13 protein-coding genes and 2 pseudogenes are annotated in these 16,654 nt (G+C 43.7%); 9 read left to right on the top strand and 6 right to left on the bottom strand.

Annotated elements, in window-relative coordinates:
* Positions 1-78 precede the first annotated feature (78 nt).
* The 4 genes and pseudogenes from U2F10_RS35250 to U2F10_RS35235 all read left to right on the top strand — a co-directional run bounded on the left by U2F10_RS35250 (position 79) and on the right by U2F10_RS35235 (position 7,150).
* A complete protein-coding gene (locus tag U2F10_RS35250; RefSeq protein ID WP_499874795.1) occupies positions 79-4,716 on the top strand; it encodes an amino acid adenylation domain-containing protein in 4,638 nt (1,545 codons plus the stop codon).
* A 124-nt stretch (positions 4,717-4,840) separates the two neighbouring features.
* The gene (locus U2F10_RS35245) at positions 4,841-5,611 is read left to right on the top strand and encodes a thioesterase II family protein (RefSeq protein ID WP_163697781.1); all 771 of its coding nucleotides are present in this window, start codon (positions 4,841-4,843) and stop codon (positions 5,609-5,611) included.
* 113 nt (positions 5,612-5,724) lie between these two features.
* Positions 5,725-5,955, top strand: a pseudogene (locus tag U2F10_RS35240) (ISKra4 family transposase); the annotation flags it as partial.
* Between the two features lie 214 nt (positions 5,956-6,169).
* Positions 6,170-7,150, top strand: a complete 981-nt coding sequence (locus U2F10_RS35235; RefSeq protein WP_499874794.1) for a tyrosine-type recombinase/integrase — start codon at positions 6,170-6,172, stop codon at positions 7,148-7,150.
* Positions 7,151-7,577: 427 nt separating this feature from the next.
* On the opposite strand, the gene U2F10_RS35230 is transcribed toward U2F10_RS35235, so the two are convergent.
* The 4 genes from U2F10_RS35230 to U2F10_RS35215 form a co-directional block, all read right to left on the bottom strand.
* Positions 7,578-7,790: a hypothetical protein gene (locus tag U2F10_RS35230; protein ID WP_499056753.1), complete on the bottom strand. Its 213-nt coding sequence runs from the start codon at positions 7,788-7,790 to the stop codon at positions 7,578-7,580.
* Positions 7,791-7,913: 123 nt separating this feature from the next.
* Positions 7,914-8,300: a hypothetical protein gene (locus tag U2F10_RS35225; RefSeq protein WP_250565215.1), complete on the bottom strand. Its 387-nt coding sequence runs from the start codon at positions 8,298-8,300 to the stop codon at positions 7,914-7,916.
* Complete coding sequence (locus U2F10_RS35220; RefSeq protein ID WP_163671138.1) at positions 8,263-8,739, bottom strand: hypothetical protein; 477 nt, start codon at positions 8,737-8,739, stop codon at positions 8,263-8,265. The genes U2F10_RS35225 and U2F10_RS35220 overlap by 38 nt, the downstream gene beginning before the upstream one ends.
* Before the next feature lie 145 nt (positions 8,740-8,884).
* A complete protein-coding gene (locus tag U2F10_RS35215; protein WP_499874793.1) occupies positions 8,885-9,193 on the bottom strand; it encodes a hypothetical protein in 309 nt (102 codons plus the stop codon).
* 80 nt (positions 9,194-9,273) lie between these two features.
* On the opposite strand from U2F10_RS35215, the pseudogene U2F10_RS35210 reads away from it, so the two are divergent.
* From U2F10_RS35210 to U2F10_RS35190, 5 genes and pseudogenes are all read left to right on the top strand, one after another.
* Positions 9,274-9,402, top strand: a pseudogene (locus U2F10_RS35210) (HU family DNA-binding protein); the annotation flags it as partial.
* A 232-nt stretch (positions 9,403-9,634) separates the two neighbouring features.
* On the top strand, positions 9,635-9,763 hold the full coding sequence (locus tag U2F10_RS35205; protein ID WP_284681667.1) for a hypothetical protein: 129 nt from the start codon (positions 9,635-9,637) through the stop codon (positions 9,761-9,763).
* Positions 9,764-9,802: 39 nt separating this feature from the next.
* A complete protein-coding gene (locus tag U2F10_RS35200) occupies positions 9,803-10,111 on the top strand; it encodes a tyrosine-type recombinase/integrase (protein WP_250565216.1) in 309 nt (102 codons plus the stop codon).
* Between the two features lie 242 nt (positions 10,112-10,353).
* Positions 10,354-11,154: a ParA family protein gene (locus tag U2F10_RS35195; RefSeq protein ID WP_163671140.1), complete on the top strand. Its 801-nt coding sequence runs from the start codon at positions 10,354-10,356 to the stop codon at positions 11,152-11,154.
* A gap of 2 nt (positions 11,155-11,156) precedes the next feature.
* Entirely contained in the window at positions 11,157-12,143 is a 987-nt protein-coding gene (locus tag U2F10_RS35190) for a ParB/RepB/Spo0J family partition protein (protein ID WP_499874792.1), read from the top strand.
* A 74-nt stretch (positions 12,144-12,217) separates the two neighbouring features.
* Here the strand turns inward: U2F10_RS35190 and U2F10_RS35185 are convergent, their stop codons facing one another.
* Together U2F10_RS35185 and U2F10_RS35180 are read right to left on the bottom strand one after the other, a co-directional pair.
* A complete protein-coding gene (locus tag U2F10_RS35185; RefSeq protein WP_499874791.1) occupies positions 12,218-13,903 on the bottom strand; it encodes a CAP domain-containing protein in 1,686 nt (561 codons plus the stop codon).
* Positions 13,904-13,912: 9 nt separating this feature from the next.
* Positions 13,913-16,654, bottom strand: coding sequence for a S1 family peptidase (locus U2F10_RS35180; protein ID WP_499874790.1), 2,742 nt, complete (start codon positions 16,652-16,654; stop codon positions 13,913-13,915).

Raw genomic sequence — 16,654 nt, 5'->3', positions numbered from 1 at the left:
TTTTAGCATTTGGCCAGTCAAGCGCTAAAAGTTTCTTCCAAGGATTTGATATTTTGTTAATCGTAAGGAAATAGAGTCGTGAAACAATCTACAGAGGAATTCGTTTCTTACCTAAAGGATCTAGGTATACGGCTCCAGCGTAAGGGTGATTACTTGCACTGTAATGCTCCCAAAGGAACCTTGACATCGACTCTTCGTACTCAGCTAGCTGAGCGGAAAGTAGAAGTCCTAGCCTTTATGGATAAGTTTAGTGCTGTTGAAAGCATAAGTTCTGGCTCTCAATCACTACCTACGATTGTTCCCAATGAAAGCTCTCGATATCAGCCTTTTCCTCTCAATGATGTTCAGCAGGCTTACTGGCTCGGTCGTAACGATGCATTTGAGTTAAGTAATATCTCTACCCATGCTTATGCCGAAGTAGATATTATCAACTTAGATTTGAAGAGATTTGAAAATATACTAAATCGCATCATTAATCATCATGAAATGATGCGAGCAATTGTCTTGCCAGACGGAAGGCAACAGATTATAGAAGAGGTTCCTGCTTATAAGATAGAAGTTTTAGACTTAAGTGAGAGTGACCCAGATACCAGGAATTCGCATTTGATGCGAATTCGTGACCGCATGTCGCATCAAGTACTGCCCATTGATCAATATCCGCTCTTCGAATTTCGCGCTGTCAAATTAAGTAAATCGAAGACCCGTCTATATTCCAGTATTGATCTGATGATTTCTGATGCCTGGAGCTTCGATATTCTAAAGCGAGACTTCATTCAGCTAATTCATCACCCAGAAAGTTCTCTCACTCCCCTAGAGTTATCATTCCGAGACTATGTCTTAGCAGAAATTTCTCTACGAAAATCTACGCTCTATCAACGCTCACTAGCATATTGGCGAGACCGACTCCATACCTTACCTGCAGCTCCGCAACTACCCCTTGCTAAAAGTTTAGCCACAATTGACCGCCCCCGATTTGTACACTATAGTAAACGTTTTGAAGCTGACACTTGGAACCGCCTCAAACGAAGGGGCTATAAAGCGAATTTAACCCCTTCCGTCGTCGTATTGGCAGCATTTGCTGAAATTCTTACCGCTTGGAGTAAAGATCCACGCTTTACAATCAATGTAACCCTATTCAAGCGGTTTCCACTACATCCTCAAGTTAATAAAATCGTGGGTGACTTCACATCGTTAGCATTGCTAGCTGTAGATAACTCTGCCCAGAGTTCCTTTGAAGTCCGAGCTCAACGGATTCAAAAGCAACTTTGGAACGATATCGATCATCGTTATGTCAGTGGTTTAGAAGTGCTGAGAGAAATAGCCAAGTTGCAAAAACGGCCTTCAGCAGCACTTATGCCGGTAGTGTATACCAGCACTTTAGGCAATGATAGTATTGATACCGAAGCATTTATGGGGAGCTTAACTCAAACAACAGATCTTCCCCCATCGCCTAGTAACGAGGAAATGGGAGAAATTGTCTACAGTCTGAGTCAAACGCCTCAGGTTTATCTAGATCACCAGGCGGTTGAAGACGACGGTGCATTTATTGTTAATTGGGATGCCATCAAGAATCTCTTTCCTCCTAATTTTTTGGATGATATGTTTGCGGCCTATTGTGAATTCCTTAGTCGCTTAGCAGACGAGGATGACCTTTGGCAAGAACCCAAACGGCAGCTGTTGCCCCCAACGCAGCTTAAACAACTAACAGATATTAATGCTACTGAGATAGCCATTCCAGAAGATACTCTGCTCCATACCTTATTTTTTAACCAAGTAGCTTTGCATCGACAAAAAGCAGCTGTGATTACCTCTGATCGTACTTTAACCTACCAGGAACTAAGCGATCGCACCAATCAGTTAGGCCATCACCTACGACAGCTAGGCACTCGATCCAATCAGCTCATAGCAGTTGTCATGGAAAAAGGCTGGGAGCAAGTCGTCGCTGTCTTGGGTATCCACGCTTCTGGTGCCGCATATGTGCCGATCGATCCCGCACTTCCAACTGAGCGGAGGCAACATCTGTTACGGGAAGCAAACGTTCAATGGGTCATCACTCAACCAAAGCTAGATGCTTCCTTAGAATGGCCAGACAACATCAAACGTCTCTGTATAGATTACACAACAAGACCTCCTAGTTCCATAGGTCCTTTAGAACCCATACAGAAATCGTCTGATTTAGCTTATGTCATCTATACCTCTGGCTCCACTGGGAAACCCAAAGGGGTAATGATTGACCACAGAGGTGCTGTCAATACTATTTTGGATATTAACCAGCGTTTTAATGTAACATCTCAAGACCATGTATTTGCTCTTTCATCTTTAAGTTTCGACCTTTCGGTATATGACATCTTCGGCACCTTAGCTGCTGGAGGAACAATTGTCATCCCCGATGCTGATGCGACAAAAGATCCAGCTCACTGGATAAAACTAATGGCGCAACAGCAGGTAAGCATCTGGAACTCGGTACCGGCTTTAATGCAGATGCTAATGGAGTATGCAGCAGATTGTCCCGACTTATTATCTAAATCTTTGCGGCTAGTAATGTTGAGTGGAGACTGGCTGCCCTTGAACTTACCAAAACAGATTAAAGACATTTGTGAAGATATACAACTGGTTAGTTTAGGAGGTGCGACTGAGGCATCTATTTGGTCAATTCTCTACCCGATTGAACAGGTTGACCCAACGTGGAAAAGTATCCCTTACGGTCGCCCCATGGCTAACCAGAGCATGTATGTATTTAATGACGCCCTCGAGTTATGCCCTCTGTGGGTTCCTGGACAACTTTACATTGGCGGCATTGGTCTGGCTAAGGGATATTGGCAAAATGAGGAAAAGACCAATGCCAGTTTTATAATTCATCCTCAAACCAAGGAACGCTTATATAAAACAGGTGACTTGGGTCGATATCTACCGGATGGGAATATTGAATTTCTTGGGCGTGAAGATTTTCAAGTCAAAATCAAAGGTCACCGGATTGAATTGGGAGAGATTGAGACAAATTTACAACAACATACGGCTGTTAAAGAAGCGTTAGTCGCGGCAGTTGGAGAATCGAGAGAGGATAAACAATTAGTAGCCTATGTAGTTCCAGAATCAGATAAAAGACCTAATCTCTTTGAAGTAGAAAGCAAAAACCCCTCAGATTCTCATAAATTATGGGAATCTTTAGTACAAGCAGGTCTCCAAAAAGCTCAGCATGATCTTTGGCATGTAGATGCGAAAATATTTTCGCATCTATGGAAGTATCAAGATCATTTATATGCCATCTCAGTATGCAGGGCACTAAGAAAGCTAGGCGCTTATAATTCAGCTGGAGAGAAATATAGTTTAGATGATTTGATATCCAAGTGTCAGATTGCGCCCCGCTACCGTAGATGGGTACTTAGAGCTTTGAATGTATTGATTGCGGAAGGATGGATACAACAACAAGGTGAGGTCTACGAAAGTATCATTGGCTTACCAACACTTGTTTCTGAAGAGTTATCACCAGAAGTTCAGTCAGAACTATCTCAAAGCAATGAGTTTACAAAAGTATGGGTTGATTTCCTCGATATCAGTGCAGCTGAGATTTTACCAAACATTCTCACCGAAAAAATACACTCTGGAGAATTATATGCTAATGAAAAACTTGCCGTGGATGGCTATCAGAAAAGATTTGCCTACTGTCATGCCATAGCTAGCGAACTAGCTAAAGTTTTGGTGCAAAATCTAGGACCGCAAAAGCAACTACGTATATTAGAAGTTGGTGCAGGTTACGGTTCCTGTACGTTACATTTACTGCCGCTTCTGCCTCCAGATCAAACCACCTACGTTTTCACAGACATCTCTAACTTTTTTCTCCAGAGAGCCAAAGAAAGTTTTGCTGATTACCCCTTCATTAGCTACGGCCTGTTAGACTTGGAGAAAGATCCCCATATTCAGGGGTATGAATCTAATAGTTTTGATGTCGTTATCGCAGCAAGTGTTCTACATACTACCCGTGATTTAGAGAAAACGTTGCAGCATGTTCGTTCTCTGCTGGCTCCCAATGGATTGCTTCTATTAATAGAAGAAACTAAGTTTCACCGGTCATTTGATCTACATTTGGGACTTCAGCAAGGGTTTGATGTATTCGAGGATGAGAAATTACGTACAAAGCATGCTCTTTTGTCTAGAGAACAGTGGCAGACGTTATTCGCCGCTAACGAATTTGAAGAAAGTGTAGTTTTGAATCAACCTGGTTGTGTGGCTGATTTTATAGGACTTGATGTTCTAATGTCTAGAGGTCCATCTTCAGTAAGGCGGTTTAAGTCTGTTGAGTTGCGCAACTTCCTACAAGAAAAGTTGCCCAATTACATGCTCCCTTCTGCGTTTATATTACTGGATAAGTTTCCTTTAACTCCTAATGGTAAATTAGACCGTTCTGCCCTACCTAACATTCAAGGTAGAGGGCGGCGTCCACAGTTAAGAACAGATTATGTATCGCCCCGAACCAAGAATGAGAAACTCATTGTTGCTATTTGGCAAGAAATTCTCCAAGTAGACAAGATAGGGATTTATGATAATTTCTTTGAGTTAGGTGGAGACTCTTTGCTTGCCACACGAATTATTGCTCAGATGCGCAAAGCGTTTGAGCTGGAGTTACCCTTAGTCATCATTTATGAGTCACCTACTGTGGCTGGCATCTCGGAAAAAATTGAGAATTTGACTCCTGCTACTACATTAGGTAGCCATTAAGGAGAGCGAAGAATCTACAGTAAAAGATTCAAAATGTTTGACGAGATAAAGACTTACAGACTTTGTTAACCTTTAGTAGTCTAGTGTTTTTAATTATGCATAGTTGATGAGATAGACAACCATAATGCTCGTTCCTAAAAATTCCTGGGTAACTTGTCCCAACCCTAATACTTTGGCTAGTTTACGACTATTTTGCTTTCCCTACGCTGGCGGTAGCGCTTTGAGCTTTCGTAACTGGTCAGAGCAGTTGCCTACCACGATAGAAGTCTGCCCCATTGAACTACCTGGAAGAGGGATGAGGATAAAGGAGACTCCCTTTACTCAAATGTCCCTTCTAGTTAAAGAGCTTGTACAGTCTCTGCTTCCCTATCTTGATAAACCCTTTGTCTTTCTTGGGCATAGTCTGGGCGCGCTGGTTTGCTTTGAACTAACCCGTTGCCTTCGCAAAATCGGTGCTTACACTCCGACGCATTTGTTTGTTTCTGGTCACTGCGCCCCTCAATTGCCCTTCTCAGTTCCTCCTATTCATACATTACCGGATGCTGAATTTATAGAGAACTTGCGTCGTCTACATGGAACACCAGAAGCAGCACTTGTTAATAAAGAGTTAATGCAATTACTCTTACCAGCTCTCAGATCAGATTTTGCGGTTTTTACAACCTACACTTATCAGCCAGAATTTCCGTTAAAGTGTCCAATAACAGCTTTTGGTGGTTTGCAAGATCCAGTTATGAGCTGTGAGATGCTGGAAGCATGGAAAAAGCAAACCAGTGCAGCTTTTTCCATGCAAATGATTCCAGGCGATCACTTTTTCATTCATACTGCGCAATCACTTCTGTTACAGTTTCTAACTCAAAGCTTAAACAGCATTACTGACCAAATGTCTTGCATATAAATGAGAGGCTCAACCGGTGTTTCAGGGAGCTAGACAAGGGGTATGACCTCGCCAGGATGTAATTTTCAGTAACGATAGACTAAGGTAATGCCATTGTCGTCGGAGCGCGCAGCATGCCAGCATCTATTGTCAGTAGTGATGCTAATAGTGTCACGATACAGGTAACCATCCCCTTTAGCAGTTCGATGTTAACCAGTGAGGATGAGATTCAAGAGGTGTTGAATATAGCGGGTCAACTGGCGACAGAAAAGGCACTTGAACAATACGATAGCGATGGTAGCCCCCTCGACTACGCAGGTCAGCACTGGACCAGCAAAGGTAAAGAGACAAAAGTCTACCAAAGCGTCGTGCCATCTGCCATCAAAAATCGAGGAATCGACAAAACGCTTTAATTTCAAGGTTCATGATAACTCACATTCAGCAGATTATTTTTAGTCGTATTTTTAGTGTAACCAATATAAAGGGGATTAGTTTGGGTAAAATTTCTATCACAGGGAGATACCCACGCTAGATGGGGTGTTTCGTCCTGCGGGTTGTTTCAAATAAGGGGAGTTGCCAATGGCTCGTGACATTCCTGAGCCCACTTTTATTGAGTTTGGCCAGATTGCTCAGGCACCGGTGCGGGTGACCGAGGATTTGGGCTGGCAGCGGGTGGTGGAGTTTTTGCGATCGCGTGAGCTATCCGCCAGTACCCTCAAAGCCTATGAACGGCAGCTCCGGCTCTTCTATACCTGGACCCAGAATAAACCCTGGCACGACATTACCCACCGCGACATTGACCGCTATAAGCAGTACCTGAAGAACCGGCCCAGTAAGCGAGGGGGATCGCTGGCTCCAACCACGATTAATCAGGCCTTAGCCACCCTGAAGAGTTTCTTCAAGTGGCTTACCGTCAAGGACTATATCACCCGCAATCCCACCCTCACCATTGAATTTCTTAAAGAACCGGCCAAGCCCCCTCGGGATTTAGCGGAAACTCAGATTAATCAGCTATTTGAGGCCCTGGCCTACCGGGGTGATTCTGAAGTGCGCGACCGGGCAATTCTCCAGGTGCTCAGCCATGGATTACGGGCCAGGGAAGTGTGCGGTCTGGATATCAGCGACTATGATGGACGGCGGTTGAGGGTGCGTGGGGCTAAGTGGGGCAGTGATGGCCTGGTGCCGTTAAAGCCGGAGGCGGTCGCCGTCTTGGATAGCTATCTGGGGTGGTTGGTACGCCATGGGTTCGTCGTCAGCCAGGAGACTCCCTTGTTTATTAGTTTGTCTAATAACAGTCGGGGGCAACGCCTGGGGTACAGCGGCATCTATGAGTTGGTCAAGGATTTAGCGCAAGCCAGTGAGTTAGACGATATCCACCCTCACCGCATGAGACACACCTTTGCCACGTCGCTCGTCGCTGCTGGCATGAACCCATTGTTGGCTAAGCGAGCGGTTCGCATTCGCTCTGACAAAATTTTTGCTCGGTACAGTGACCGGGCCTTGGATCTCAAAATGGAAGAGGCCTTTGAAGATCTCTATGGCACACCAAAAGAGTCATGATCTGTTGATTTTTCAAACTCACGTTGTGGACATGTCTACAACGTGAAACTCCCACTGGGTAATGCTTCCGGGCGGAATGCTAGAGATATATAAAATTAGCTGACATAAATTGTCAGCCCCCTGGACCTTGATCGAGGAATTGGGTGGTTCAGAGTATGGATTTATTCAAATAACCGGAGTAATTGACATATGGATTCTGTGGAACTGGCCGATTCAGAAGCTAATTGCCTCATATTTCAGCTTCGCTTAAATAGCTGCAGGGCTTCAATTGTCTGATTTTAGATATCAGAATCACTACAGGTAGAATCCAAAACCGTTGATAAGCAAAGCATCGCAACAAACTATAGCGTTTTTATAGTGCGAGTTGTTCAGTTACTAATTGCATCTCAGCGCGGCTTCCCTACAGTGGTTAGCCTGAGCTACAGATCTATACACTAGGGCTAAGGTCATTTAGACGCTCGGTATTTTCAATTACTTGAGGTGCTAGGCGTTCCGTCATTTGAAGCAGCCGCGCAATGGTTGCTTCATTTTGGGCCTGACGTTCAATTAGAGTTGCGATCGCAGCCGTATTTGCCTCTTGCTGCTCAGCAATACGCTCTAATGTCGCTTGTAGCTCTTCACTCATTGAATTGCTTGTCATAACCGACTGCACACAAGTATATAACCATCCTCTGAGTTTCTATCCTCCTGCAGCAATCTGTATAACAGCATCACAGCAATAAGGAAATTGTAAGTAAACTATCAGTAAAATTTGCTTAAATCATTACCAGGGCAAACGCCAACGGGTTCGTTTCGCCTCTTGTCGAACCAGACCAACAATCGCGTCATTAACTTCCTCTTGGTCCTCACCACCAATGGTCCCGATCATACGTTCAAGTTCGTGAGCTGTTATCGACTCGTTAACCATGTAGGCTTCCTGCGCTGGCTGGGGCAATGAACTTCGGTCGTTACGCTTACCACCAGTTTCTCGATAGAGTTCGTCTACGTCACAATCAAATAGTTCCTGGGTTTGTGCGATCGCACTGTCACGATAAACATCGCCTGCGCCTCCATTGTCTTTGATGGCCCTGTTAAAGCGACGGTTAACAATGGCCCCATCAACCCGGTGACGCTTAGGCGTTAGCGCCTGCGAGTTGCCCGATAGATCCAACTGGGACGCCTGTTCCTCGTAATTGTTTTTCTCTTCCTTCCAGAAGTTCAAAAAACCCATTATTTCGTGCTTCCTGTTGTTCGTCAGCAGTAAAATCGGTCGATGTGAAAATCTGTTCAAGGCCCGCTTTGATGATGTCCAGACCGTCTTCGTACATCAAAAACTCGTCCAGGATTTCATTACGGTACTCGTAATCCCAGCGGTCTTGAGTGAAATTGAACCCATGAACGATAAGTGTCCAGGGGTCTAAAGTGCCTTTGTAGTGCAAAGCTGCCTCAAACCGGGCTAAAGCTGCTATCCAGGTCTTTTTATAGCGTCTATCCCCAAACAACTTAACCTCTCTCACATAGTCATCTAATGACCCTGTGAGCTTGCCCTTAAAGCTATTGAGTTTGGACCAACTTTTCCAAACCCGTTTTTTAAGCTGCTGCATTTTCATGGGTTCACCTGTGTTTACGGACGTAAATACATCTGAACTATGGTAATGATACCGTTGCTAACTAGTGCTGTCTACTAGATGTTAAGCGACCTTTCAGAACATATACAGTCAGAAAATTTTACCCTGGTCTCTGCCTGGTTGCTGTCTACTGACTATCGCTAATGCTGTAACCAGTCGCATTGCCAGTACTATCGTAATAAATGGCAACCCATTGATGTCCAGAAATACTGTAGTAATCTGCGCTCTCGCTTCGCTGCGCAGGAAAACCAAAGCGATCGCTAATGCTGGTGTAATTTTGAGGCCAGTTGAGATAGCTGAGGACCAGCAAATCGGCTGCGCCCATGGTTCCATCTAGGCCGTAGTCTTCAGCATTAGCATCTGGACTGGCTGGTAGTGAGGGGGCAAAACCAACTTTGGTGGGCCTATGGCCCCGACTTGTGCGAAACTGGGCCACAGGCCATCAAAACCTATCTATAGGGTACCGAACCTGACTTTCTTCAGAAAATAAGTGCTTGTGCCTCACTTAGAAACGTCAAGTCACAGGACCGCAAAGCACGGGATGGGCGTAATCCGAAAACGGTTGAAGTGATCAAGATTCCGGCAACGACGATTCCTGCCTTTTCTGCAGGTAAGGGCTTTAAGGATCGGGTGAAAAACGCATAGCTTGGTTAAGACCTAACGATTCATTACTGTGGGTGCTCAATGGGACATCCATCTTTCAGACTTAGTTCTAGCTAAATAGTTTTAATAGATAACTAGAATAAAGCTATGGCTCGAAAGTACTGTCCATTTAGGTTCTTCTGTGAAACTGTTACTCAAACACCGGGATTGGTAGCATCTCAATGTCCCAACTTAGGGGCATGCTCAGAGCTAGCCAAATTGGATGGGGAATGAGGTGGCAGCAAGAAATGTGGGGGATTATGACAATCGGTCTATCTCGATTCAGGGGGCGAAGTGGGGGAGTGATGGCGTTGTGCCGTTATCGGCCCAGGCGTGTGATGCATTGGATCGTTATTTGGGTTGATGTCTCAACCAGGGGTTTGATACTAGCCTGGAGGCTCCTTTGTTTGTAAGTCTCTCAAATCGGAACCGGGGACAGCGGATGGGATACAAAGGGGTATACAACTGCATCAAGGATTTGGCTGAGTTAGCAGAACTGGACGAGAAAATTCATCCGCACCAGCTGCGTCATACATTTGGGACTCAGTTGATCCTGGAGGGAATGAATCCTGAGTTTGTGCGCAGGCTGATGCGAATTAAGTCAATGAATGTGTTTGGACGCTATACCAAACGGGCTTTGGAACTGAAGGCGAAAGAGAGTTTTTACGATACGCTCCAGGCATCGGAGTCTGGGTTGTTTGGTAAAAGGTAATCTTGTTTTTGGAGAGAGCGGCTGGTTCATAGTGCCTGACCTCCGATATCAGGCACAAGGTAGCGTAAGCGTTCCTTTCGGCTCCGCTCAAGGAGCGCTTACAGCATCAATATCACAACTAAAAAGTCTATTGAAAATTCTGGAATTCTCAAATTCAACAATTCTATTTAAGAATTCTGAGAATTTTCAGTCAGATTGAGTTATGATGTGCGCGCACGCTTTGAAACTTCGCCACACCAAAGATGCTGAAAAAAGTTATTTCAATCATGTCGAATAGTGGTGGCGTTGGTAAGACCACACTGACGGTTAACCTGGCTTACCAGCTCGCCCGCAAAGGAAAAAAGGTTGCGATGTTTGGTTGTGACCCCAATGGTTCGTTGACTCTTTTCTGTGGATTGGATGATCCTCCGAAGGAGAAAACAATGGATTGGGTGTTGCGGCCTGACTTTAAAGGGGACTATCCTCTGTTTCCAGTTTGGAGGGATCGCATCGAGGGGATCGAGGCTTGTCTGGGGGGACTACCACTCACTGAAACGACACAGCGACTCGTTTTGGATAAGCGGGGGGCTTACTTATTGGCAGATGCATTGGAAGATCATCCGCTTCCCCACGATGTGCTAATTATTGATTGCCCTGGCACGATTGAGCAGCTACATATCGCAGCTCTGTCGGCAAGTACAGATGTGATTATCACACTGAAGCCAGAGGACAAGGATATGGATGCGATGGCTAAATTGCTGGAGTGGATTAGCCTGACTCGCACTGAGTTACGTCTAAAGCCTGCGCCTAAGGTGTTTGGAGTGGTGCCAAATGGGGCCAAGAACCGGGCAATGCATCGAGATAATTTAGGTCTGTCAGATATTGAAGGATTACCTGATATTATGCGGCACATGCAAATTCCGATGTTTCCGACGATTAAGGACAATGCCTATATTGCCAATGCCGCAGCTGCCGGGTTGCCATTGGGTATCTACAGAGCAGGGGATCCCAACAACAAGCTTTACGAAAAAATTGCCGTTGAAGTCATTAAGGAGATGGATTAGCGATGGCTCGCATCAGTAAACGACCCATGGCAACCATGTTTAGTGGTGCCCTAAATGCTCAAGAGGGTGAGACGATTGCCCAGCTGAAGGAAGAAATTGAAAGTTTGAAGTCGCTTTCTGGGCAGTCATTTAGATTACCGATTGCTGATATTCAACCGCTCCAGCTCCCAGGGAGGTTAAAGCAGCCTCGACTTTATTTTGATCCACAAAAGATGGAGCGGCTTAAGGAGTCGATTGCAAAGCATGGTGTGCTGGAACCAATTTTGGTCAGGCCTGGTGCTAGGGGTAAATATGAAATCATCAGTGGTGAGCGGCGCTGGCGCAGTTGCTGTGCGTTAGAGATGGACTCGATCCCGGCCATTGTGCGGGATATGCCAAATGCGATGGCATTGGAAGCCGCACTGATCGCCCACTTGCTGAATGAAGAAATTACGGCAATTGAGCAGACGGAAAGTATTTTAAGTTTGCTGTCATTGCACCTGGATATCCCGATTGAAGATGTGAAGGCAGGCCTTTATCGGGTTAAGAATTCACGTTCCAGAGGCGCTGAGAATTCTAGAATTTTCAGCGCGGATGAGCTGAAGCTAATCGCTGAAATCCTTGGAGAGTTTGGGATGAAGCTAGCGAGCTTTGTTTCCAATCGGTTACCAATGCTGAATCTGGCTCCTGAGATATTGGAGGCGGTACGAGAGGGGAAATTATCGCCCACGAATGCGGTGCTATTGAACCGTCAGAAGCCTGAGTTACATGGTGAACTGGTTGAGCAAGCAGCAGGTTTGACTAAGCAAGATGTAATGGCTTTGGTGAAAGATCTTGAAAAAGAACAATTAAAAAACAGTTCATCTGTACCAGACTCCATCTCTGATCAGATTTTTGCTCGATTTAAATCTGTACGCAAAAAGAAATTACTACTTGAATCAGCAGAAGCTAAGAAGCGCCTTACTAAAATTGATCAGCTTTTGCAGGAGATTGAGCAGTTAAGTAGCTAAGCGTCTGAAAATTCTGGAATTTTCAGACGCTTAGCTACTCCAAGGCTAACTAGAAGAAACTGTGCAAAACGACATTATTCACTTATGTCAGCATTTTCTACATATCCATTTGCATATGTAATTACACACATATCAGGAAGGAAATCACTATGTGGACCACAGGCTACTCCTGTTACCTGAAAATCTGGATTGAAGAGATTAGCCGGATTGCCTGTTCGACGTGGCCTGTAAGTAATTAACATTTCCATGACTACAGCTTGGCTGGCAGGGACAGATCCTTGATGGGCGGATTGATCAAAATAGACGATATTTTCAAATTCATCTTCATCGTAGCTAGGAGGACATCCAACAGAACCATAACGACGTAACCTCGCACCAGCACCACTTGAATTTTCACCAGTATGTCCAGCAAACTTGCCGCTCTTTCCCTGATCCAGGATATGATCACGGTTAGCAGCAGACATCCCCTTAGAGATACTAAGCTCAGGCAAATTTCGCTGTTCTCGAAGGAAAGAAATAGCTCCACTCACGGCGTTTGATCTGGAATTAGGATTAGCTGTTTCACCCGGTAGGTTTAAATAATTGTTGTTGAGATATTGTTTATTTTCCTCGAGCAAGTCAGCATAAGTACCAGGATTAGAACGTACTCGATTTAGTTCTGCGAAAATATCTCGCTCTAAAGAAGAAAGGCCATTTGGTGTACGACCCGATATACCTAAATAATCTCGATGTTGATGTAATTGCTGAGTAATTCCATCAGCAATGTTTTGAGATGTACCAGAATCTATCCAATATGCAGCATTGAGAAATCTCAACACTTCACAAGAATTCGCAGCTTGACCAACATCAAAGCGAGTAAATTCTTTTTTGGGATAAGAAAAACTCTGGCCTTCCAACACTGTTTCTCCTTCAGGATCTTGCTCAGACTTTACAAAAATTTCTCCTTCTAAAACCTCAATATTGATAGCATCTCTTCTTACAGGAATTTCCCGTTGACAATAATCGCCCACAAAATCAACATCACATCTTTCGAGAATGTAAGCCGTTTCAGTAGATAGTCTAGTAGAGGTACGTATTACAACCGGTCCTGCGCCAGGATTAACTTCAACATCATCTGAAGGAAGCTCAGAGTCTTCCTCAGATGAATTTTGTTTTTTCCCAATACTCGCTGTACCTACTACAAGGTCAGTAGAACGTATCGAAGAAGAAGAATTTTCTCCGTTTCTTTTTATCTCAATACCCGGATTTGTATCATCGGCTCTACAGGCTCCTCCTGAATTAGCATTCCAAGCGAGGAGATATTCTCCCCCGCTAAACCTACAAGGGAATTCATACAAAGTTGATTGACGATCAGAACGATTTAATGGTCTAGTTGTAACAACAAGCCCATCATAACTTTCACCTCCTCCTTCAAAGTACAAAGATGCTAAGGAATTGCCATCAGTTGGTACTGAAAGTTGTCCACCACGTTGAATACGGCTATTACCATCAGAGATATTTGGAATATCCCTGATAAGTTCCTGCTTTGCACCTGAGTCTGGTGAGGTACGACGCATCCAGAAATGAATTCCTGAAATTCCTGGACCGCTAACACTCTTGATAACTGCAGCTTCAGGAATTCTTGCGTAAACTTTAGTCCCTAGCACTAATAGAAGCAAAGATGACAAAAATAAAGTTGCTAAACCTAATCTTGAATTTATAAATGCACGGATATGCTGATAAGCAACATGGAATAGATATCTAAATATTTCTGCACTCATGATAATCTCCTATGCTTTTGAAGCTTTAAAGTTAGGACAGCTAGTGATACGTTTTTCTATCGCATCAACAGATTCAAATAATCTATATGAAAGCGTCTCGCCTGAAAGCTCATCGCAGGTTGTTGATTCATAAAAGTCTTCCCCATAAAAACCACAATCATTTTTAGTTGCAAGATGCCATAACTCTTCAATCTCTTTTAATGTGCCACATGGCAAATAAAGAATCTCTTCTAGTCCTAAACGTCCATCATCATCTTCATCTGCCCCTAAACCAGGTTTACGTAACAAGATTCTGTAAGTAGTTTTTAATGCTCCTGTAAATTGATGTTCGAAGTCAGTAAACTTCGCATTCTTTTTTGAAAAACCAATATGAGGCGGCGACTCACTTAAATCATTTTGCAGTTGAGGGATATAGTACTGGCTTATAATGTCTACTAATTCTCTTTCAGCTGTCTCCTTAATCATTCTGAGTTTCCTTAAGTCTTTTTCAGTCAATCGATTACGATTTTCCACAGAAGCAGATTCTTCAAAGGTTTGGACAGCCTTTAAGACATTCTTATGAATTTCAATTGCTTCATCGATCTCATCGCTATTAACTCGTTGATTTGCTATTTGTATTGCTCTCGGTAAAATATGGATGTAACTTGGTTCTGTAGAACCTGCAATCAGCACTGCTGAAAACTGTTGTTGAAACTGACGTCCTGCAAATTGTCTTTGGCCAAACACTGTAAGAGCAGAAAGAATAACCCCAATAGAGAAAAAGCTACATTGTCTTATCCTTTCTCTTATAAGGCTTCTTTGAATATATGAGCTTTCTGATTGACTGAATTCATATGGACGTTGCCGTTTCCATGCAGAAGCGTCTGTCAGAGGTTTTCCTCTTAATAAAGTTGCTTTATCTTTATTAGTCTCATTCCATTGACGCACATTAACTCTAAATTGCTCTTGCCAAGTACGAAATCTACGATCATCTTCCATCCATCCTTTCAACAAATCCCATTTTTGAATTAAAGCCTCATGGACAACTTCAACCGTCTCCTGCCCACCAGCGTTACGTCCTGTTACTACCAACCGACTATCCGCAAGCCCACCCCTCTTCGTAATTAAATCCCAACTTTCTTCACCTAAATCTGAACGAGTTGCTAAACGACGAGTGTCGTCAGTACCTTCTCCAGGTCGCACTAGCTGGACTAAAATTCTGCGAGCTTGTCTTTTATCTGCTTCACTAAACCGGCTATATATATCACTGGCATAGTTAACCAAAGCTGTTTCTACACCACCAATTTCAGGATCCTTATAAGCCTCAAATGTTAACCGGCCATGTCTTTGTCGAGACCATAATTGCTTCAAGGTAAACTCCAATAGTGGTAAACTGCCAGGCTCTTCAGCAACTTTCGATATAAGGAGATCTACTAAACCTTCTTCAAAAGCTATTCCTAAAAGATTAGCTGGTTCAATAATTGCCTCTCTCAGTTCATCAGGAGTCATTGGCCCGACTTTAATATCACCATGCTGTAAAGCTTTAGCAAGAGTGCTATCTGAAAGCGCAAATCCCATAAAATCAGCTCTTAAAGAAACTATGACTTTGCAAAAAGGTGGGTGCTTTGCAATTACCAAAATCTGATTTAGAAAATTTTGGCGTTCCTCAGGTTTCGGACAAAGAGTATATAGTTCTTCAAATTGATCAATGACTAGCAAAAGTTGCTGCTCTGGATACTTCTCTAGGAGGCGAGAAAGAATATCTTGAATTTTAAGTTGTCCTTGGGCTAAGAGTTCTGCTTGTTTAATACGTTCAGATAATTGATCCGTTTCCCTTAAATTGGGTTCTAGAAGCTTTACGAAGATAGCTGCTAAGTTCCAGAATGGGCGATCGCCAGGCCGAAAAGTTTCAATCAGCCATTGCCGAGCAGTTCTTAAGCGAGGAATCAAACCTGCAAAAATTATAGAAGTTTTACCACTGCCAGATGGGCCAATAACAGTAGTAAAAGCTTGATTATTGAAAGATTGAATCAACGATTCAACTAACTGTGTACGCCCAAAAAAGAATCTTGCATCTTGTTCTCGAAATGCAAATAAGCCTCGATAAGGGCAGGGTGGAATAGCTTGCTCAGCTAAATCAGGCCAAGCAAGTGCCAACATCTCAGTTGGAATTGCAAATCCAACACGTGCATCAGGACGTCTAGGATCAGTCGCAACTGTTATCCCTACAACAGCTTGTAATTCTTTATCCCAAATTGGGGACCCGCTAAAACCTGGCTCAATACGATACCCTAACTGACTAGAGCTTTCTAATTGCATCCAACCATTAGGCAGCTTATTGACAAGTTGTCCTCCTGCCCAAACTCCTTGAGGGTTACCAACAGGTACACCATATACTTCAATCTCATGGTTTTCTAACTGTTCGGTCTGCACAAATTGAGAAAGATAGGCTGCTTTTGGAGCTTCCCGATGTAGTCTTAAAACTGCTATATCTTCCCCTCTCTGTGGTCGCGTTGAAACATCTCGACGCATTGGTTGCCACCCCTCTTCAACAACCTGCGCTGTCAATAATTCATGTTCAATCAAGAAAGGAAAGTCAAGTCTTATAATTCCTTTAGGTGCACGAGAAACTGTACGCTCCAAACCCAAAGCATCAGCAACTACATGAGCACAGGTCAAAAAATATTTTTTGGAAATTAAAACACCAATGCCAACACATCGCTCATTAGCATCATAAATTCGTATTAAAGAGTTATCTAACCCCCGCTTCAT

The organism is Leptothoe sp. EHU-05/26/07-4, assembly GCF_043421015.1.
GTDB lineage: Bacteria > Cyanobacteriota > Cyanobacteriia > Phormidesmidales > Phormidesmidaceae > Leptothoe > Leptothoe turfae.
Note: the sequence above shows the minus strand (reverse complement) of the source record. Positions and strands in the feature narration are given on the sequence as shown.